Source organism: Pseudomonas sp. Je.1.5.c, assembly GCF_051129895.1.
In the GTDB taxonomy this organism is placed as follows: Bacteria; Pseudomonadota; Gammaproteobacteria; order Pseudomonadales; family Pseudomonadaceae; genus Aquipseudomonas; species Aquipseudomonas urmiensis.
Genome location: NZ_JBCPSP010000008.1, coordinates 123,519 through 142,077, shown reverse-complemented (window position 1 = coordinate 142,077; position 18,559 = coordinate 123,519). Strand labels below are relative to the sequence as shown.

Here is an 18,559-nt window from a genome sequence, read left to right as displayed (position 1 = left end):
ACATGTGTGGAATTACAGGGTGGGTGGACTTCACCCGCGACCTTGAACAACAACAGCCCATCATCGCCGCCATGACCGACACCCTGGCCCTGCGCGGCCCGGATGCCCATGGCAGCTGGCGCCACCGCCACGCGCTGCTCGGTCACCGGCGGCTGGCGATCATCGACCTGGCCGGTGGCGTGCAGCCGATGACCTACCGGTTCGCCGACGGCCAGCAAGTGGCGCTGGTGTACACCGGCGAAGTCTACAACCACAACCCGCTGCGCGAACGCCTGCAGGCGCTGGGGCACCAGTTCCAGACCCGCAGCGATACCGAAGTGGTGCTACACGCTTATCTGCAGTGGGGCGAGGCCTGCTGCGAGTACCTCTCGGGGATGTTCGCCTTCGCCGTGTTCGACACGCGTGACGGGCATTTGCTGCTGGTGCGCGACCGCCTAGGGGTCAAGCCGCTGTATTACGCGCAGCAGGGGCGAGGGCTGCTGTTTGGCTCGGAAATCAAGGCCATCCTGGCCCACCCGGAGTTCGCCAAAGCGCTGGATGTGGTCGGCCTGGTGGATGGCCTGAGCCTGTCACGCGCTACAGCGCGCACGGCGTTTCGCGGCATCAGCGAGCTGCCGCCCGGGCATCGTTTGTCCTGGCGCCCGCAAGGCCAGGTCAAGGTCAGTCGCTATTGGCAACTGAGCCGGCGCGAGCATGAAGATGACCTCGACAGCACAGTGCAGCGCACCCGCGAGCTGCTCGGCAAGGCGCTCGGCGAGCAGCTCTATGCTGACGTGCCGGTATGCTCGCTGCTGTCCGGCGGGCTGGATTCAAGCATTCTCACTGCCATGGCCCAGGGTAAGCTGCAGGCCGAGCATGGCGCTACGGTCAATTCGTTCTCGGTGGATTTTGTCGGCCAGGCCGAGCAGTTCCAGGCCGATAGCTTTCGCCCCGAGCGTGATGAGCCCTATGCGCTGGCCGCTGCCCAGTTCATTGGCAGCCAGCACCAGACTATCTTGATCGACAACCGCGAGCTGGTCGCAGGGCCCGCGCGCGAGGCGGTGTACCGGGCCAACGATTCGGCCAATACCTTCGGAGACGTCGATACCTCGCTGTACCTGCTGTTCAAGGCGATTCGCGGGCATTCCACGGTGGCGATCTCCGGTGAAGCGGCCGATGAGGTGTTTGGCGGCTATGCCTGGTTCCGCGATCCGCAGGCGATTGCCGCGCCGCGCTTGCCTTGGCTGTCGCGCATGCAACTGCTGCAAGCCGACCTGATCAACCCTGAGTTCAATCGCTTGTGCGATTTTGCCGGGTATCAGGACAGCGCCTATCACCAAGCGTTGGACCGGGTCGAGCATCTGCCCGGCGACAGCCGGCACGAGCGAAGGATGCGGGAGATCTGCCACCTGCACCTGCATCACTGGCTGCCGATCCTGCTCGATCGCAAGGACCGTTTGAGCATGGCCGCAAGCCTTGAGGTGCGGGTGCCGTATACCGACCACGAACTGGTGGAGTACGTCTATAACGTGCCCTGGTCGATCAAGGGCAAGGATGGCCAGGAGAAGTGGTTGCTCAAGCAGGCCTGTGCCGACTTGCTGCCCGCTGCGGTGCTGGAACGCAAGAAAAGCCCTTACCCGACCTCGGCCAACCTGGCGTATGAGCGGTTCTTGCGTGATCGCATCCGGCTGCTGCTGAGCGATTCACACAGCCCGGTGTTCCAGGTCATCGACCGCGCCCAGCTGGCGGCGCAGCTCAACCAGGCGCAGGGTTATTTCAACTCGCAGCTACGCCGCAACAACCTGGAAACGGCCTTGGCGCTGGATGCCTGGATGCGCCTGCATGGGCTAGCGGTGTAGTTCGCGGCGCACGATCTCTTCCTGGGTAGCGAGGTCCAGCAGGGTATCGCTGAAGCGCTTCGGCGCGCCCAGGTCGAGCATCGAGATGAAGCTGCCCAGGGCAGGGGAGGCGTTCTGGCTGTTCCAGTTCATGTACAGGCCCATGCTCGGGTTGGGTTGTTCATTGACCGGCTTGATCGGGCGGAACAGCACCCGGTCGCGCAGGGTCGAGTGGGCGATCGACTCCGGCACCAGCGCCACCCCGAAGCCACACGCGACCAGGCCGATCAGGGTATGGATCTGGCCAGCTTCCTGCACCACCTTGGGATAGAAACCGGCCGCTTCGCACAGGGCCATCAGCTGGCTGAAGTAACCATTGCCCAATACCTGCGGGGTGAAAACGAAATCTTCCTCGGCAAAATCTCGCAGATCGACCATCGACTGGCGGGCTTTTTCATGATGGGCCGGCAAGGCCATCACGATCTGCTCGTTAAGGATCAAGCGCGATTCGATCAGGTCAGGCGGCATCGGCAGCTTGCGCATGAAGGCGATGTCCGCTTCGCCGGCCATCAGCGCCGTGGCCTGGGAGGCCGAGGGCATTTCGCGGATGGTCAGGCGCACGTTGGGGTAGGTTTCGCGAAAGCGCCGCAGCGAATTGAGCAGTGATTCGTAGTAAGCGATGGAAATGGCGGTGATGGTCAGCTTGCCGCAGATACCCTCGGAGACATTGCGCGCATACTCGATGCCTTCTTCGAGCTCCTTGAGGGTGCGATACGCGGTTTCCAGGAAAGCCATCCCGGCCGCTGTGAGCTTGACCCCGCGCTTGTTGCGCAGGAACAGGCTGAAGCCAAGCTTCTCCTCGAGTCGGTTGATCGCTTGGCTCAGGGGCGGTTGCGCCATGTGCAGGCGAATGGCTGCCTTGTGAAAGTGCAGCTCCTCGGCCACGGCGATGAACTGCCTGAGCAAACGTGTCTCGATCATTCTACGTTCCTTCATCGAGTCGAACTGGTGCCAGGTCGGCGACGGGCGCCGGCCATTCCTGCAAGCGCGCCATCATAGAGTGTGACTTGGCCATGCAGAAGCCTCTAGACGAGGGCTTTTCCTATCTAAACGCACAGGTCTTAAAGCCTGCTTCATCCAATTGATAATCTTCGGTGATATCCAGGAGATATCAAGGTTGCATGCTTTTAGTATTAAGTCATTGATTTTTTTATTGTTATGGTTCGTGGATAAGAATCGGAGGGGATTCGACGATGTCATTCACGAACAAGGTCGCCATTGTCACCGGTGGCGGCCAGGGGCTGGGGCTTGAGTATGCCAAGGCGTTGCTGGCCCAGGGCGCCCGCGTGGTTGTCAGTGACCTGGGCACTGATCGCGTAGGCGAAGGTGAGAATCAAGCGCTGGTGACTGAGGCGGTCAGCGCCTTGCAGGCCGCCGGCGGGCAGGTGGTGGCGCATATTGGCCACCTGGATGATGAAGCGGGCTGCCAGCAGCTGGTGGAGCTGGCCATCGAACAGTTCGGCGCCTTGGACATTCTGATCCACAACGCCGGTTGGGTCGGCTACCAGGATATCGAAGACCAGCAAGAGGCATTCCTTGAGCGCGCCCTGGGCATCAGCGTGCACGCACCGGTGTGGCTGGCCAAGCATGCCTGGAAGCACCTCAAGCGTTCCGCCGCGCCGCGGGTGGTGCTGACCACCTCGGACCGGGCAATGTACCAGCGCTATGCCCAGCCAGGGTTGGTGGCCTATGCCGCCGGCAAGATGGCCCAGGTCGGCATCATGAACGCGCTGAGCATGGAGGGCCTGGAGCACGGCATTCTGGTCAATGCGATCTCGCCGGTGGCCAAGACCCGCATGTGGGGCGTAACCCAGCCGCCAGAAGACCTCAAGCCCGAGTGGGTCACCCCTGGCGTGCTGTACCTGGCCAGCGACTTGTGCCGCGACACCGGGTATATCCTGCGCGCCAGCAATGGCCAGTTCACCGCCACGCGCTTTTGCGAGAACAGCGGCGTCAATTATCCCCGTGACCTGGCCCGGGTCGAAGCGGGCAGCCTGAACGAGGTGGCCGAGCGCTGGAGCCGCATCAAGGAGTGTCACTACGTGCCGACCAAGGTCGCCCGAACCCGTGCCGATCTGGGTGAGAGTCCGGTTTGGGATGAACGAAACGGGCAGCTGTACTTCGTTGATATCTCCGGGGGCCGGATCAATCGGCTGCGCCCGGGTGGCGAGGTAGAGGAAGTGTATGCGTCGGCTGCACGTATCGGCGCCCTGGCCCTGACAGACAAGGGCAACCTGATCTTTACCGAAGATGCCAGTGCAGCACTGCTCGATGTGGCGCAAGGCAAGGTGCGCCAGTATTCGGCGCCGGTGCATCATCGCTCAAGCTACCGTTTCAACGACGGCGCCTGTGATCCGCAGGGGTATTTCGTCACCGGCCTGATGGATGAAGGCCCCAGCGGCAAGACCGGCGCGCTGTATCGTTTTGACCGTGAGTTGCATGCCGAGGTGATTCAGCGCGACCTGTCTCTGCCCAACGGCCTGGCCTGGAGCGAGGACGGCCAGACCCTGTTCTTCGTCTGTTCGGTTGCCCGCAGGATCTACCGCGCTCAATACCTGCCCGACGGCACGATGGGCGAGGCCACCCTGTTTGCTGAAACCCCGGCCGAGCTGGGCCGCCCGGACGGCATCGCCCTGGACCGCGAGGGTGGTCTGTGGGTGTGCCAGTTCAATGGCAGTTGCCTGTTGCGCTACGATCGCGAGGGCCACCTGAGCGATCAGGTGCTGATGCCGGTACCGCGCCCAACCAGCTGCTGCTTTGGCGGCGAGGGGCTCGATACCCTGTACATCACCACCGCGCGCTTTGGCATGGCGCCGGCGCAGCTGGTCGACTATCCGGATGCCGGCGATCTGTACATGATTCGCCCCGAGGTGCCGGGGGTGGCGCGTCACCTGTTCAAGGAATGAGGCGCTTGTCCTGACCGCCCGGCAACACCGCCAGGTCGCCAAAGCGCTGCGCTGCATCGATGTAGCGCAGCGCTGACTTGGCATCCTTCCAGCCGATATAGCTCATCAACGACTTCAGCTCCCAGCCGTTGGCCGTCGCCCAGGTGGCAAAGCCACGGCGCAGCGAATGGCCGCTGTACAGCGCAGCGGGCACCCCGGCGCGCTCAAGCATGCCGCGCAGCAGCGCAACCAGGCTGTTGCTGTTGAGCGGCGCCTGGCCCAGGTTGCCCCACCGGTCGAGCTTGCGAAACACCGGGCCATGGGCGATGGCGGCCACTTCCAGCCATTGCAGATAAGCTGCGACCGGGCACAGCGCCTTGAGCGCCGGGGTGCGGTGTTGCACGCCCAGTGCCTCGCGGTCGCCCTTGCTGCGTGGCAGGAACAAGGTCAGGCCGACGCCGGCTTCGGCCTGGATATGCTCGATGCGCAAACGTGCGAGTTCATCGCCACGCAGACCTCGCCAGAAGCCAAGCAGCAACAGCGCGGTATCGCGCCGGGCGCGTAGCAGGGTTGGCAGGTCATGCCGCTCGCGGGCCAGGCGGGCCTCCTCTTCAAAGCGCTCGACAGCGGTTTGCAGGTGGTGCAGCAGCAGCGGTGCGGCTTGTTTGGGCGGCGCTGGGTGCAGGGTGCGGATACCACGCAGCACCTGGCGCACCAATGGCGCCTTGGTCGGGTCAGGGAAGCCCTGGCTGACGTGCCATTGGCTCAGCGCTGCCAGGCGTTGGCGCAGGGTGCTTACCGCATGTTGCTCGGCGTGCTCGACCAGGTAGCGGGCGATGCTGTCGGCGGTAGCCGGCAGGAAGCCACCCCAGCGCACTTCGAAATGCTCGATGGCGGACTGGTAGCTGCGCCGGGTGTTGTCGCGGGTGGCGGCGCGTACGTAGCGCTCGATGTCGGTCATGGGCTGGGCGGTGAGGCAGTGGATCGAGCTGATACGATAAACCAGTTGGGGCAGGGAGGCGATGAGGCCAGCATGGGTATCACTGCACGGCGGCGTCCATCATCCGCTGCAATGCGGCGTAATCGGCATGGCTCACCGGCACCAAACCGCTGGCTTCCTGGGAGGCAACGAACCCCGCCAGTGCCTGTGGGTCGTTCAACATGGCATTGCGAATCCGTGCCTTGGTGGTCGGGCACAGGCTGGCACTGAATACATACGGGTCGTAGTGAATCGGCTGCGAGCGCCACAGTACCTGCAGCCGTTCAGGCTTGATTGCATGACTGGCCAGATACGCATCGGCCCGTTCGCTGGCGACGAATGCGGCATCGACGCGACCGTCCAATAGCGCCTCCAGCGCGTTGTCATGATTGCCGGCATACACCAGCGCGCCAAAGTAACGTGGTAGCGCCACGCCCACTGTGGCGGCGAACTCGACGCTGGGCACCAGGCTGCCTGAAGTGCTGGCCGGGTCGCTCAGCGCGACCCGCTTGCCGCGCAGGCTGTCGATCTGTTCAGGCCCATCGCCGCGGGTCAGCAGCAGTGCCTGGTAGTAGTTGCCCGCCGGGGTATAGGTGCCGGCGCTGAGGGTGAAGCTGGCGAAGGGCTCGATGCGCGGGTCGCGACGCTGGGCCAGGACGTAGGAGGCCGGGCCGAGCCGGGCAATATCGGCACCGCCGGAGACGATCGCATCGACCACGCTTTCATAGGAAGAGGCGATCACCAGCTCCACCGGCACACCGGTTGCCTGGCTCAAACGGTCGATCAGTGGCTGGTGTTCACGCTGCATGTCTTGCGCGCTCTTGATCGGGATCACCGCCAGGCGCAACGCACGAGGGCTGCAGTCGGCCTGGGCGTGACCGATAAGGCTCAGGGCCAGGCTCAGCGCGGCCAGCGCCTTGGCTACACGCATGCTTTGACCTCGAGGCTTCTGAACGGTGGATAGTCTTGCAGTTGAGCGACCGACAACGGCCGGCTGAAGTGATAACCCTGGGCAATGTCGCAACCGGCAAGTTTCAGGCACACCACCTGCTCGCGGGTTTCGACGCCTTCAGCAACCACTTCCAGGCCCAGGCGCTTGGCCAGGATGATGGTCGAAGAAACGATCGGGCTGTCGTCGTGGCTGTTGCACAGTGGCGCGATCAACGCACGGTCGATTTTCAGCTTGCTCAGCGGCAGAGAGTGCAGATGGGCAAAACCTGCGTAGCCGCGGCCGAAATCGTCCAGGCTGATGCCGATACCTGCCGCGCGCAAGCGGTGCAGGTGGTCGACGGCGGCGCCTTCGGGGTCGAGCACGGTGGTTTCGGTGATCTCCAGCTCCAGCCGTTGCGGGGCAATTTGCAGGCGCTTGAGCTCGGCGAGCAGGCGCTCGCTGAAATCGCCCTGGCGCAGTTGTAGCGCTGAGACATTCACCGCCAGGCGCGAATCGAGGTCGCGTTGGCGCCAGCGCACCAGTTCCTCGCAGGCCAGGCGCAGCACTTCCCAGCCCAGCTCGACGATAAAGCCGCTGCGCTCGGCAACGCCAATGAACCGGTCGGGGTAAAGCAGGCCGAACTCGGGGTGGTCCCAGCGCACCAGAGCCTCGTAACCCAGCACTTGCAGGGTATCCAGGCGAATCTGCGGCTGATAATGCAACACGAACTGGCGCTCGGCCAATGCGCTGCCAAAGGCCTGTTCGAGGGTGAAGGCCTGGATGTCGCTCAGGTTCAACGAGGGATCGAAGAAGCGGTATTGGGCACGTCCGGCTTGCTTGGCCGAATACATGGCCGCGTCCGCGCAGCGGATCAGTGCGTCGATGTCCTGGCCATCGCGCGGGCAGATACTGACGCCGACGCTGGGGCTGGTGTTGACCTCCTGGCCATCCAGGGCATAGGTGGCAGAGAGCTTTTGCACCAATGTGCGCACCCAGGTGTTGATCTGTTCTTCACTGCGTTCCCCGGCCAGCAGCACCACGAACTCGTCACCGCCAAAGCGCGAGGCTTCGTCGCCGGGTTCAAGCAGGCGCTGGATGCGCCCGGCGACCGCTTGCAACAGCAGGTCGCCAATGCGGTGGCCAAGCGAGTCGTTGATCGATTTGAAGCGATCCATGTCGATGAACAGGATTGCCATCAGGCGGCGTTTGCCACGTTGCCGGCTGAGGGTCTGGGTAGCTACTTCGACGAACTGGCGGCGATTGTGCAGGCCGCTAAGGTGATCGGTAGCTGCCGCATGGCTGCTGCGCCGGTGCTCGTCTTCCAGGCGCTCGATCAGCTCATGGTTGACCTGCTGGGCCTGCTCCAGCGCGCTGAAGGCTTCCTGGCGCTTGCCCAGCAGGCGCAGGCTCCAGGCGAGGCTGGCGAGGATCATCAGGGTCATGCACAGGTTCAGCCAGAATTGGCCTTCGTAGGTCAGTGCCGACGGGGTGAGGATTTCTTCATAGCGCTGGCTGACCACGATGCTGAAACCGCGATCAGCCACGCGCCGATACAGGCTCTGGTAGGGCCCTTCGGCGGCATATTGGGTCAGCACCCCGGCGTCATCACCGGTGTCTGGCAGGTCGGGCATCAATGTGTCGCCGGCCACTACTACGCCGCTGGTGTCGATCCGCAAGCGCTCCTGGCCATCATCCTGCAGCAGCCGCATCAGCCCGCTGCGGCCCAGGTCGATGTGTTGAAACAGCACCGCCAGGTAGCCGATGTCCAGTTGCACCACCAGGATAGTGTCGATCTCGCGCCCCGGCAGATCAGTCAGGGGCAGCAGGAAGGGCAGGCGCCAGTCGGGCAGGGCGGAGGGATTGTCACTCGCCGCGATGCGCGGCAGGAACGGCTTGAAGCCGTAGCGCGAGACGTGGTTTTTCAGCTGCTCCAGCCAATCATCAGGCAGGCGCTGGACTTCGTCGCCATGGCTGGCCGAGACCAGCTGTCCGTGCCGGTCATATAGGCTCATGCGCTTGAATACGGGGTCTTCCGCGAGAATCCGCGCCAGGCTGAAGCTGCCTTGGCGCAGCGCTTTCATATCGTCCTGGGTACCGCGGCCCACCGCCTGGGCGCGATCGACCAATTGGCGCAGGCTCTCGGCGACGATACTGGCAAGGTTCAGGTGCTCGGCCGCTTTGGCTGACAAAGCGCCCTGGCGGGCGGCGTGTTTCTGGGTGAAGTGCAGGCCCCAGAGAAATGCCAGGGTCGCGGCGCACAGCACCAGGATCAGAATCGGCAGAAGGCCTGCGGAGGATGATGTTCGGCGGATCACTGCTGGTGGTTCCCGACCCTGGGTAATGCTCGGAAAATACGACAGGCAGATGACAGCTGGATGACTAATGGCACTTTGCTTTCATTTTTTCTACCGAGCGCGCAGCCATAGGCTCACAACGCCTATGGCTGCGCATTGATCAACCGCGCACGAACGCCAACAGATCGGCGTTGATCACATCGGCATGGGTGGTCGGCATGCCATGCGGGTAGCCCTGGTAGGTCTTCAAGATGCCGTTGCTGAGCAGTTCTGCCGAGCGCGGGCCGGAGTTTTCGTAGGGCACGATCTGGTCGTCATCGCCATGCATGACCAGCACCGGGATGGTGATGCGCTTGAGATCCTCGGTGAAGTCGGTCTGCGAGAAGGCAACGATGCCGTCATGGTGAGCCTTGGCCGAGCCCATCATGCCCTGGCGCCACCAATTGAGGATGACCCCTTCGGCAGGCTCGGCCCCAGGTCGGTTGTAGCCGTAGAACGGGCCGGCGGGCACATCGTGGAAAAACTGCGCGCGGTTGGTCGCGGTTTGCACCTGGAAGTCGTCGAATACCGACTTGGGCAGCCCACCCGGGTTAGCCTCGGTCTTGACCATCAGCGGGGGCACCGCTGCAATCAGCACGGCTTTGGCAACTGGATCCTTGGGGTGACGGGTGATATAGCGCACCACCTCGCCGCCGCCGGTGGAGTGGCCGACATGCACCGCGCCCTGCGTCCCCAGGTGGTCGACCACAGCGGCGACGTCATCGGCGTAGTGGTCCATGTCGTGTCCATCCCAGACCTGGCTGGAGCGCCCATGTCCGCGCCGGTCATGGGCGACCACGCGAAAGCCTTGGTCAAGGAAGAACAGCAATTGCGCATCCCAGTCATCGGCGCTCAGCGGCCAGCCATGGTGGAAGTGGATCACCTGGGCGTCGCGTGGTCCCCAGTCTTTGTAGAAAATCTCGACCCCATCTTTAGTTGTGACGTATCCCATGCTCGCGTCTCCTGTATCAAAGGGTGGCGTGGTGACCGACATCCGCCGCACAGCCTGAGCCGGTTGATCGCTCGGTCGCCTATCCAGCGTAGGATTAAAGTAAGCTTCAAGGTCTGAGAATTTTCTGAGGTGTGGCATGAGGATTGGCGAACTGGCCAAACGAACCGGCCTGGCGGCATCGCGTATTCGCTTCTACGAAGCGAGCGGCCTGATTACCTCGGTGGCACGCAAGGCCAATGGCTACCGCGATTATTCGCCAGAGGCGGTGGTGCTGCTGGAAATCATCACCGGGGCGCAGCGCGCGGGGTTCTCGCTGGACGAGATCCGACATCTATTGCCATCCACTAGCAACGAATGGCAGCACGACGCGCTGGTGGGTGGCCTGCGTAGCAAGGTGGCAGAAATCGAGGTGCTGCAGGAGCGTCTAGCGCAAAGCAAGGCGCGGCTATTGCTGGCGATAGACAGTATCGAGAGCAAGCCCGATCAAATGCCCTGCAGCGACAACGCCCAGCGCGTTCTGCAACGGCTGCGCCGCGAGCACGACCAACAAGCTTGATAGACCTATTGACCTTAAAGTTGGCTTTAAGCTTAAGGTGAGGCCTCGATTCCACGAGGCCATCGCCATGACCCTGTTTACCCCGCTGCTGCTGCCTAATGGCTCGTCCATCCCCAACCGCATTGCCAAGGCGGCCATGGAAGAAAACATGGCCGACCAGCACCAGGCGCCTTCGCCGCAGCTGCTGCGCTTGTATCAGGCTTGGGCCCAGGGCGGCGCCGGGCTGCTGATCAGTGGCAACGTCATGGTCGATGGACGGGCGATGACCGGGCCAGGTGGCGTGGTGTTGGAGGACGACGCCCAGCTCGATGGGTTTCGCCGCTGGGCCGCGGTCGGCCGGGCCAAGGGCGCGCAATTCTGGTTGCAGATCAACCATCCCGGTCGGCAGATGCCGGCCAATCTCGGCCAGAAGACCTGGGCACCCTCAGCCGTAGCATTGCAGCTGGGGTCGATGTCCAAGCATTTCGCTACGCCCCATGCAATGACGGACGCGGTTATCGAGGAGGTTATCCGCCGCTTTGCCCGCACCGCCCAATTGGCCGAACAGGCGGGGTTCACCGGTGTGCAAATCCACGCAGCGCACGGCTATCTGCTCAGCCAGTTCCTGTCGCCACTGACCAACCACAGGGCCGATCGCTGGGGCGGCGCGCTGGCCAATCGCGCGCGCTTGTTGCTGGAAATCGTCAAGGCCGTGCGCAGCGTGGTTGCGCCAGGGTTTGCGGTGGCGGTGAAGCTTAATTCGGCAGATTTCCAGCGCGGTGGCTTCAGTGCCGATGATGCGCGTGAGGTGGTGCAGATGCTCAATGGGCTGGGGGTTGATCTGGTCGAGCTGTCGGGCGGCAGCTACGAGGTACCGGCCATGCAGGGCGAAGCGCGCGATGGGCGGACCCTGGCCCGGGAGGCCTACTTTGTCGAGTTCGCCCAGCACATACGCGAGGTTGCGCACATGCCGGTGATGGTCACCGGCGGTATTCGGCGCAAGCCCATTGCCCAGCAGGTGGTGCAGAGCGGGGTGGACATGGTGGGGATTGGCACGGCGTTGGCCATTGACCCAGGTTTACCGCAGGATTGGCGCGAAGGGCGCGATAGCGCGCCGCAGTTGCCGCCGATTACCTGGCGCAACAAGGCACTGGGTGCGGTGGCGAATATGGCGGTGGTGAAGTATCAACTGCGCAAGCTCAGCTGCGCCAAGGCGCCCAAACCTGGGGTGTCGCCGTTGCGCGCGCTGATCGTGCAGCAGCTGGGCAATGCCTGGCGGGCGCGGCAGTATCGGCGCTGGATCGCGCAGCGTGGGTGATGGGCGGTGTCAGTGCCGCCTCATCGCGGGGCACGTCCTACAAGGACCGCGCTCGTCCCGCGATGAGGCCCGCAACTACAACACAAAAAAACAGGCCCATGACGGGCCTGCGAGGAAAGCACCATGCCTGCTTACAGCGTTTCGATACTGCGCGGCGCCATGAAGTACAGCCAGATCAGCGCCAGGAAGTACATGGCCGGAATCAGGGTGAACAACACCGCATAGTTGTTATGGGTTGCAGTCAGCACGCTGCCCACGATCTGGGTCATGAACATCCCACCAATGGCCGCGCACATGCTGGCGAAGCCGAACACCGAGCTGATCAGGTGCTTGGGCGTGTAGTCCATCAGCAGGCTCCAGATATTCGCCGTCCAGGCCTGGTGCGCGCCAACCGCCACCGCGATGGCCAGTACCGCAATCCACAGGCCACTGGCGTGCGCGGCAAAAGTCACGCTGAGCATGCTGCAGGCGAAAATCAGCAGCGAGATCAGCCGCGCGCGGATGGCCCGTACGCCGCGACCGATCAACCAGGAAGACAGGATGCCGCCGCCGATGCTGCCGAAATCAGCGGTCAGCCAGATCAGAATCAGCGGGATGCCCATCTGGGTAACGCTGATGCCCAAGTCGTACTGCTGATTGAGAAACGGCGGTAGCCAGTACAGGTAGAACCAGAACACCGGGGCGGTGATCGAGTACGCCACGGCGAAGGCCCAGGTCCCGCGCATGCGCAGGATGCGCTTGAAGGGTACCCGGCGCGCCTCTGGCTCGACGTCCTGTTGGATGTAGTCCAGTTCGCTCTGGCGCACCCGCGGGTGCTGCTCAGGGTCGAAGTATTTCAGCCCCCAGAACACCAGCCAGACCAGGCCCAGGCAAGCCATGGCGATGAACGCGGCTTGCCAGCCCCAGGCGGCGAGGATCAGCGGCAGCAGCGCCGGGGTGACCATGGCGCCGACATTGGTGCCGGCGTTGAACAGGCCGGTGGCAATCGCCCGTTCGCCAGCGGGGAACCACAGCCGCGTGGTCTTGACGCAAGCGGGGTAATTGGCCGCTTCAGTCAGGCCAAGGATGAACCGGCAAACCATGAACCCCGCCGCCGAGGTCGCCAAGCCGTGGGCGCCTGTGGCAAGGCTCCAGAGCAGCACGGCGGCGAAGAACGCACGCTTGACGCCTACTTTGTCGATCAGCCGGCCTTGCAACAAAAAGCCGATCGCATAGCCGACCTGGAACCAGAAGTTGATGTTGGCGTAGTCCATCGCCGTCCAGCTCATGTCCTTGGCCAGCATCGGTTGCATGATCCCGAGGGCAGCGCGATCGATGTAGTTCAAGGTGGTGGCGAAGAACACCAGGGCGAGCATGCCCCAGCGGGTCTTGCCGACGGCGAAGGCATCGCGAACTTTGTCGCCGATGCCTCCCTGCGTGAGGCGGGGCGTGGTGATCTTGGAATCGGTCATTTAAGGGTCGTTTATTGAACTTGTTATGAGCTGCAATGGCTTATCGAACGCGACCAGCTTTTAGGCAGAGCGGGGCGCGAGGTCGGTGAATGGTGCGCAGTGAATCACAGACCGTCAATTCAAGGGGGGCGCTTGTGTTCGATCATCGAACAGTAGCGGGCCGCGTTTCCTTGCGTCTGGGTATCGGCCGCTTTTCCTTATCCAGTACTCCCGCCGCGCGCTTCTGTACATCTGCCGGCAACTCTTAGCGACTCATTTGCCTATCACATGCGATAAGCCGTGTTTATTGTCATCTAGTCCTTGAAAAGCCGTTTCACTGCGATCAGAATTGGTACGTAATTACATAGTACGTACTACATTACGAAATCGTAGGAGCAAACATGGCGCGCGGCGGTATCAACAAAGCGGTAGTGCAGCAGGCGCGCCAGGCCTTGATAGCCCGTGGCGAACACCCAAGCATCGATGCGGTACGAATCGAGTTGGGCAACACGGGCTCGAAAACCACCATTCACCGCTACCTCAAAGAACTGGAGGCCCAGCAACCCGCGGCGCCGTTGGCGATGTCAGGGCTGAACGAGCAATTGGCACGGCTGGTGGATCAGCTGGCGGCGCAGTTGCATGAGCAAGCAGAGGCGCACATTCGCCAGGCCGAAGCGGTATTCGTCGAGCAACGTGAACAGCTGCAGACGCAGCTGCAGCTGGCTCAGCAGGCGCTGGCTGCGGCGCACCAACAGCAGCAGATCCAGGCCGCCGCCTTGCAGGCCGAATCGGAGAAGCTCGCCTCGACCTTGAGTACCCTGCAAGCTGAGCAATTGCGCAGTGCCAGCCTCAACCAGTCGCTGGGCGAGTTACAGCTGCGCCTGACCGACAAGGATGAGCAAATCCGTTCGCTGGAAGACAAACATCGCCACGCTCGCGATGCGCTCGAGCACTACCGCGCCGCCAGCCGCGAGCAGCGCGAGCAAGAACAGCGCCGGCATGAGGCGCAGGTTCAACAGCTGCAGGTCGAACAGCGGCAATTGCAGCAGGGCTTGATCGTGCGCCAGGAAGAATTGACCCGCCTGCACCGCGACAATGAGCGTTTGCTAGGCGAGAGCCGTCAGTTGACCGCGCAGCACACCCTGATGAACGAGCAACTTGAGCAACGCGATGCACAAGTGCAGGGGCTGCGTTCGATCCTGGCCCAGGCGCAGGGCAGCAGTGATGAGATGCGCCGTCAGCTTGAGGCGCAAGCCCAGCAGTTGGAGCAAAAGCGTGAGTTGTGCAGTGAGCAGAAGCAGCAGTTGGATTATTTGCAGGCTGACCTCGGCAGTCGGTCTGCCGCGTTGAGCGAATGCCGCGCGGCTTTGACTGCCAAAGAGCATGCCAATCGGCTTGGTGAAGGCGGATAAATCAAACTTTGCGCTGTCGGTGGTTTCTTCTATAAACACCCACCGGAGTCGCTCAACCATGTCCAAGCCAGAGCAACAGCCTACTGAACAGCCAGGGAAGGGGCCTCATTCTTCCGAGCATTCCACTCAAAAGGATGATCTGGGGTTTGATCCGGACTCGCCAGATGTCGATGATCCGCAAGTTGATCCCCAGGGGCCGGCCAAGCCGCCGCGGGATTTTGAGAAGAAGCAATGAAGACTCCGGCCTCTTTGCAGGTGAGCCCGCAAAGAGGCCGGAATGGGCTTAAACCAGTCAGAATGGTCAGCCTTCGACTTGCTTGGCTGCCTCAACCCCCGCGCTGGAGAGTTTGATCGGATACTGCACGCTGATCTGGTGCTCGGCGTCGACGCCAACGCTGCCATCGTGAATCAGCCCTTCGTCCTGCAGGGTCTTGAGCATGCCGGCCACGGCTTTCTCGCCGCGATAATTGTCCAGCACTTCCTTGCCCAGCCCCTGCGGGTGGGCATGCAGCAGGCGGGTGAGAACTTCTGAGCGTAGTGGATCGTTACTCATGGATGGCTAACCTCGCAGAATCAATTCATTTGCCGTGTTTGGCTTGGAGCTGCTTGGCATGCTCCAGGTGTTTTTGCAGGGTCGGCAGCGTGTCGCTGGCGAAGGCTTTCAGGTCAGGCTTGTCAGAAGAGCTGGCCTCTTTCTGGAACAACTCCACGGCTTTTTCGTGGGCATCGACCTGGTTGTTGATGTACGACTTGTCGAACGACTCGTCACGCCACTCCAGGATCACCTTCTTCACCTTGTCGGTCAGCGCGGCCTCATCCGGCACGCTGATATCGTGTTTGCGGGCGACATCGCCAAGTTGCTGATTGGCCTTGGTATGGTCGGTGACCATTTGTTGAGCGAAGGCCTTGATGTCGGCATTCTGGCTCTTCTGCATGGCCAGGTTGCCGGTCACCACTTCGGCAATACCGGCTTCGGTGGCAGCATCGACAAAGTCATCTGAACTTGCGGCCATGGCATGCAACGAAGCCATGCCCAATGCGACGGACAAGCCGACCCGCTTGAGGAACAGGTTGTTCATGACGCACTCCTTCTCAGTTGGCGCGACCTCAATGTCGCTTATGGTTGAGCCATGGCGCCGAGCAAAGGTTTAATTTTTCTGCGCACAGCGCCTCCTGTGCACCACTGGGGAACGATGCCAGCGGGCAGGGCTCAGAGATTCAAAGGTTGCATGAAGGAGCAGGGGGCATGAGCATTGAACGCAGCATTCCCGAGCTTGAAGCCTGGTACGCCCAGTACGACGACGAGAGCTATAGGCGCGAATCGCCGGATGCTTATCACCACGAGCTGATTCGCACTGCCGAGGCGCTGCGCGACGACGGCGCCCTCGACTGGGATGATTGGCTGGCCCTCAAGACGCTGGCCGACCAGGCCCATGTCCGCGCCCTCGAGGACGCCGTGCAGGCCCACGTCAACGATCCAGACGCATGAAAGCACTGAAGATTGCCACCTTCAACATCAATGGCATCCGCAGTCGCTTGCCTGGCTTGCTGGCCTGGCTAGAGCGTGAACAACCGGATATCGCCTGCTTGCAAGAGCTCAAGGCCGCAGACAAGGACTTTCCCCGTCAGGCCTTGGAAGCTGCCGGCTATGGCTGTGTGTACCAGGGCCAGCCGGCGTGGAACGGGGTGGCGATACTGGCCCGCGACAGTGAGCCCTTGGAAGTACGCAGGGGGTTGCCGGGCATGCAAGACGACAGCCAGAGCCGCTACCTGGAGGCTGCGACCCATGGCGTGCTGGTCGCCTGTCTGTACTTGCCCAACGGCAATCCGCAACCGGGGCCGAAGTTCGATTACAAGCTCGCCTGGTTCGAAAGCCTGATCGAGCATGTCCAGGGGCTATGCGAAAGCGAGCACCCGACGGTGCTGGCCGGTGACTTCAACGTGGTGCCCACCGATCAAGACATCTACAACCCGCGCTCCTGGCTCAAGGACGCCTTGCTCCAACCGGAATCGCGCGCCTGCTACCAGCGCCTACTTGGGCAAGGCTGGACCGATGCCGTGCGCCACCTGCACCCGGATGAGCGGGTGTATACCTTCTGGGATTACTTTCGCAATCATTGGGCGCGCAATGCTGGGTTGCGCATCGACCACTTGCTGCTCAATCGCGCGCTAGCCCCCTATCTGAAGGCGGCAGGGGTCGACGCCTGGGTGCGTAACGAGCCCAAAGCCAGCGATCACGCGCCGACCTGGATCGAGCTGGGCTCGCGCAAACGGCGCTGATCTATAGTCAAGGACGGCAATTGCGACAACAAGGGATTTCAATGCGTGCTGCCAGGAAACACGACGATGACGGGCTGTTCGCGGTAACCGGCGAGGGCCGCGCCGTGGCCTTGTTTCGTCTGGTACTGGTGTTCATGGCGGTGGTGATGCTGGCATTCGTGTCGACCGAAACCTGGCGCATCTGGCGTGATTATCGGCATGCGTTCGTCAATGCCGAAGACTCGGTCACCAACCTGGCCCGTGCCTCTGCGCAACACGCCGAAGATGCTATCCGCCAGGTCGATGCGATTACCGCAGCATTGGCCGAGCGCTTGGAAGGCGACGGCTTCGAGCACCTCGACCGACCGCGCCTGCACGCCTTGCTGCGTCAGCAGGCCACCATCATGCCGCAGTTGCACGGCTTGTTCGTGTATGGCCCGGACGGCAGCTGGATCGTCACTGACCAGGACGCCATCCCGGCCAACGCCAACAACGCCGATCGCGACTATTTCAGCTATCACCGCAGCCACACCGATCGCCATGTCCGCATCGGCTCGGTAGTCAAAAGCCGCTCGACCGGCGATTTGATCATTCCGATTTCCAGGCGCTTGAACTATCCCGACGGCAGTTTTGCCGGGGTGCTGCTGGGCACCATCAAAGTCGACTGGTTCGTGCGTTATTACGGCGATTTCAAGATCGACGAGCGCGGTGCCCTGGTCTTGGCCAAGCGCGATGGGACCATTTTGGTACGCCGGCCCTTCGTCGAGCAGGTGGTTGGCCGCAGCCTGGCCGACAGCGAGGTGTTTCGCAACCACCTGCCGTATGCCAACGAAGGCATCACGCAAGCGGTGGCAGTGGTCGACGGCACGCCGCGGCTGTATGCCTACCGGGCACTGAGCCGGTATCCGCTGGTGGTGGAGGCGGGGCTGTCGCGCGAGTCGATCATCGCGCCGTGGCGGCATGACATGATCAAGTCAATTGGCGTGCTGCTGGTCTTGCTGCTGGGCTTGGCGGTATTCGGCTGGGTGGTGCTACGCCAGCTGCGCGAACGGATTGCCATCGAACGCGCTCTGCATCAGGCGCACCAGACCCTCAAGGACCTGGCCCTGACCGACAGCCTGACCGGCCTGGGCAACCGCCGGCGACTCGATGCGGTGTTCGAAGCTGAAGTCGGCCGGGCACGTCGGCAAGGCTATCCGCTGGCCTTGGTGATGATGGATCTGGATTACTTCAAGGCCTACAACGACCGCTACGGCCACCCGGCAGGCGACCAATGCCTGCGCCGGGTTGGCGAATTACTACGGCACATGTTGAAGCGCCCTGCGGACCTGGCGGTGCGCTATGGCGGTGAAGAATTCACCCTGTTGCTGCCCGATACCGACGCGCAAGGTGCCGTGTTGATCGTCCAAGAAACGCTGCATATGCTGCGCCGCTTGGGTATTGAGCACGCCGGCAGCCCGTTGGGACAGGTGTCGGCCAGTGCTGGGATTGCGGTGGCTTATCCGGCCCTTGAGACGATTACCGCAGAGGGCTTGATGGCGGTGGCCGATAGCGCGCTGTATGAAGCCAAACGCCAGGGTAGGGACCGTTATTGCCTGGCTGGTGCGCCGGCCACGAGTGCCTAGCCAGAGGTTTTGGGGCTTGCCCC

At 62.5% G+C, this 18,559-nt stretch carries 17 protein-coding genes and 1 pseudogene; 10 read left to right on the top strand and 8 right to left on the bottom strand.

The window, feature by feature from the left end; genetic code table 11:
- Window positions 1-2 precede the first annotated feature (2 nt).
- Window positions 3-1,838, top strand: coding sequence for an asparagine synthase (glutamine-hydrolyzing) (asnB, locus tag AAZU54_RS09430; protein WP_434727055.1), 1,836 nt, complete (start codon window positions 3-5; stop codon window positions 1,836-1,838).
- Here the strand turns inward: asnB and AAZU54_RS09425 are convergent.
- Window positions 1,827-2,798, bottom strand: coding sequence for a LysR family transcriptional regulator (locus tag AAZU54_RS09425; protein ID WP_264232736.1), 972 nt, complete (start codon window positions 2,796-2,798; stop codon window positions 1,827-1,829). The two genes, asnB and AAZU54_RS09425, sit on opposite strands and share 12 nt — an antisense overlap.
- A 272-nt stretch (window positions 2,799-3,070) precedes the next feature.
- On the opposite strand from AAZU54_RS09425, the pseudogene AAZU54_RS09420 reads away from it, so the two are divergent.
- Window positions 3,071-3,676 (top strand): annotated as a pseudogene (locus tag AAZU54_RS09420) (SDR family NAD(P)-dependent oxidoreductase); the annotation flags it as partial.
- Window positions 3,674-4,783 (top strand): SMP-30/gluconolactonase/LRE family protein, encoded by a 1,110-nt coding sequence (locus AAZU54_RS09415; RefSeq protein WP_434727074.1) that lies wholly within the window; start codon window positions 3,674-3,676, stop codon window positions 4,781-4,783. The pseudogene AAZU54_RS09420 and the gene AAZU54_RS09415, both read left to right, overlap by 3 nt.
- Here AAZU54_RS09415 and AAZU54_RS09410 read toward each other — a convergent pair.
- The 4 genes from AAZU54_RS09410 to AAZU54_RS09395 form a co-directional block, all read right to left on the bottom strand.
- Window positions 4,773-5,723: a site-specific integrase gene (locus AAZU54_RS09410; RefSeq protein ID WP_405130105.1), complete on the bottom strand. Its 951-nt coding sequence runs from the start codon at window positions 5,721-5,723 to the stop codon at window positions 4,773-4,775. The genes AAZU54_RS09415 and AAZU54_RS09410 overlap by 11 nt on opposite strands.
- A 79-nt stretch (window positions 5,724-5,802) precedes the next feature.
- Entirely contained in the window at window positions 5,803-6,672 is an 870-nt protein-coding gene (locus tag AAZU54_RS09405) for a phosphate/phosphite/phosphonate ABC transporter substrate-binding protein (RefSeq protein ID WP_434727054.1), read from the bottom strand.
- Complete coding sequence (locus AAZU54_RS09400) at window positions 6,663-8,987, bottom strand: putative bifunctional diguanylate cyclase/phosphodiesterase (RefSeq protein WP_434727053.1); 2,325 nt, start codon at window positions 8,985-8,987, stop codon at window positions 6,663-6,665. Before AAZU54_RS09400 ends, AAZU54_RS09405 begins: the two co-directional genes overlap by 10 nt.
- Before the next feature lie 139 nt (window positions 8,988-9,126).
- Window positions 9,127-9,957, bottom strand: coding sequence for an alpha/beta fold hydrolase (locus AAZU54_RS09395; protein WP_434727052.1), 831 nt, complete (start codon window positions 9,955-9,957; stop codon window positions 9,127-9,129).
- 136 nt (window positions 9,958-10,093) lie between these two features.
- Here AAZU54_RS09395 and AAZU54_RS09390 point away from each other — a divergent pair, with 136 nt between their 5' ends.
- Both AAZU54_RS09390 and AAZU54_RS09385 read left to right on the top strand, forming a co-directional pair.
- Window positions 10,094-10,513: a MerR family transcriptional regulator gene (locus AAZU54_RS09390; RefSeq protein WP_392466987.1), complete on the top strand. Its 420-nt coding sequence runs from the start codon at window positions 10,094-10,096 to the stop codon at window positions 10,511-10,513.
- A 67-nt stretch (window positions 10,514-10,580) separates the two neighbouring features.
- Window positions 10,581-11,810 carry an NADH:flavin oxidoreductase/NADH oxidase family protein gene (locus tag AAZU54_RS09385; RefSeq protein ID WP_434727051.1) on the top strand — a complete coding sequence of 410 codons (1,230 nt, stop codon included), beginning with the start codon at window positions 10,581-10,583 and terminating at the stop codon, window positions 11,808-11,810.
- A 131-nt stretch (window positions 11,811-11,941) separates the two neighbouring features.
- Here the strand turns inward: AAZU54_RS09385 and AAZU54_RS09380 are convergent, their stop codons facing one another.
- Window positions 11,942-13,261 (bottom strand): MFS transporter, encoded by a 1,320-nt coding sequence (locus tag AAZU54_RS09380; protein WP_434727050.1) that lies wholly within the window; start codon window positions 13,259-13,261, stop codon window positions 11,942-11,944.
- Between the two features lie 380 nt (window positions 13,262-13,641).
- On the opposite strand from AAZU54_RS09380, the gene AAZU54_RS09375 reads away from it, so the two are divergent.
- Together AAZU54_RS09375 and AAZU54_RS09370 are read left to right on the top strand one after the other, a co-directional pair.
- Complete coding sequence (locus AAZU54_RS09375; RefSeq protein ID WP_434727049.1) at window positions 13,642-14,652, top strand: DNA-binding protein; 1,011 nt, start codon at window positions 13,642-13,644, stop codon at window positions 14,650-14,652.
- A 58-nt stretch (window positions 14,653-14,710) separates the two neighbouring features.
- On the top strand, window positions 14,711-14,887 hold the full coding sequence (locus AAZU54_RS09370) for a DUF6021 family protein (RefSeq protein WP_225915688.1): 177 nt from the start codon (window positions 14,711-14,713) through the stop codon (window positions 14,885-14,887).
- A gap of 66 nt (window positions 14,888-14,953) precedes the next feature.
- Here the strand turns inward: AAZU54_RS09370 and AAZU54_RS09365 are convergent, their stop codons facing one another.
- Window positions 14,954-15,205: a hypothetical protein gene (locus AAZU54_RS09365; RefSeq protein WP_368972111.1), complete on the bottom strand. Its 252-nt coding sequence runs from the start codon at window positions 15,203-15,205 to the stop codon at window positions 14,954-14,956.
- A gap of 25 nt (window positions 15,206-15,230) precedes the next feature.
- Window positions 15,231-15,731, bottom strand: coding sequence for a DUF4142 domain-containing protein (locus tag AAZU54_RS09360; protein ID WP_186554413.1), 501 nt, complete (start codon window positions 15,729-15,731; stop codon window positions 15,231-15,233).
- 167 nt (window positions 15,732-15,898) lie between these two features.
- Here AAZU54_RS09360 and AAZU54_RS09355 point away from each other — a divergent pair, with 167 nt between their 5' ends.
- Genes AAZU54_RS09355 through AAZU54_RS09345 form a run of 3 tightly spaced genes read left to right on the top strand, consistent with a single transcriptional unit; the run spans window position 15,899 to window position 18,536 of the window.
- Window positions 15,899-16,141, top strand: a complete 243-nt coding sequence (locus AAZU54_RS09355) for a hypothetical protein (RefSeq protein ID WP_312152166.1) — start codon at window positions 15,899-15,901, stop codon at window positions 16,139-16,141.
- Window positions 16,138-16,932: an exodeoxyribonuclease III gene (gene xth / locus AAZU54_RS09350; protein WP_428627372.1), complete on the top strand. Its 795-nt coding sequence runs from the start codon at window positions 16,138-16,140 to the stop codon at window positions 16,930-16,932. Before AAZU54_RS09355 ends, xth begins: the two co-directional genes overlap by 4 nt.
- A 41-nt stretch (window positions 16,933-16,973) precedes the next feature.
- Window positions 16,974-18,536 carry a sensor domain-containing diguanylate cyclase gene (locus AAZU54_RS09345; RefSeq protein ID WP_434727048.1) on the top strand — a complete coding sequence of 521 codons (1,563 nt, stop codon included), beginning with the start codon at window positions 16,974-16,976 and terminating at the stop codon, window positions 18,534-18,536.
- Window positions 18,537-18,559: the final 23 nt, after the last annotated feature.

Bases quoted from the DNA above. Each gene is read 5' to 3' on its own strand.
- asnB (WP_434727055.1), top strand. From the start codon at position 3: ATGTGTGGAATTACAGGGTGGGTGGACTTCACCCGCGACCTTGAACAA.
- AAZU54_RS09425 (WP_264232736.1), bottom strand. From the start codon at position 2,798: ATGATCGAGACACGTTTGCTCAGGCAGTTCATCGCCGTGGCCGAGGAG.
- AAZU54_RS09415 (WP_434727074.1), top strand. From the start codon at position 3,674: ATGTGGGGCGTAACCCAGCCGCCAGAAGACCTCAAGCCCGAGTGGGTC.
- AAZU54_RS09410 (WP_405130105.1), bottom strand. From the start codon at position 5,723: ATGACCGACATCGAGCGCTACGTACGCGCCGCCACCCGCGACAACACC.
- AAZU54_RS09405 (WP_434727054.1), bottom strand. From the start codon at position 6,672: ATGCGTGTAGCCAAGGCGCTGGCCGCGCTGAGCCTGGCCCTGAGCCTT.
- AAZU54_RS09395 (WP_434727052.1), bottom strand. From the start codon at position 9,957: ATGGGATACGTCACAACTAAAGATGGGGTCGAGATTTTCTACAAAGAC.
- AAZU54_RS09390 (WP_392466987.1), top strand. From the start codon at position 10,094: ATGAGGATTGGCGAACTGGCCAAACGAACCGGCCTGGCGGCATCGCGT.
- AAZU54_RS09385 (WP_434727051.1), top strand. From the start codon at position 10,581: ATGACCCTGTTTACCCCGCTGCTGCTGCCTAATGGCTCGTCCATCCCC.
- AAZU54_RS09380 (WP_434727050.1), bottom strand. From the start codon at position 13,261: ATGACCGATTCCAAGATCACCACGCCCCGCCTCACGCAGGGAGGCATC.
- AAZU54_RS09375 (WP_434727049.1), top strand. From the start codon at position 13,642: ATGGCGCGCGGCGGTATCAACAAAGCGGTAGTGCAGCAGGCGCGCCAG.
- AAZU54_RS09370 (WP_225915688.1), top strand. From the start codon at position 14,711: ATGTCCAAGCCAGAGCAACAGCCTACTGAACAGCCAGGGAAGGGGCCT.
- AAZU54_RS09365 (WP_368972111.1), bottom strand. From the start codon at position 15,205: ATGAGTAACGATCCACTACGCTCAGAAGTTCTCACCCGCCTGCTGCAT.
- AAZU54_RS09360 (WP_186554413.1), bottom strand. From the start codon at position 15,731: ATGAACAACCTGTTCCTCAAGCGGGTCGGCTTGTCCGTCGCATTGGGC.
- AAZU54_RS09355 (WP_312152166.1), top strand. From the start codon at position 15,899: ATGAGCATTGAACGCAGCATTCCCGAGCTTGAAGCCTGGTACGCCCAG.
- xth (WP_428627372.1), top strand. From the start codon at position 16,138: ATGAAAGCACTGAAGATTGCCACCTTCAACATCAATGGCATCCGCAGT.
- AAZU54_RS09345 (WP_434727048.1), top strand. From the start codon at position 16,974: ATGCGTGCTGCCAGGAAACACGACGATGACGGGCTGTTCGCGGTAACC.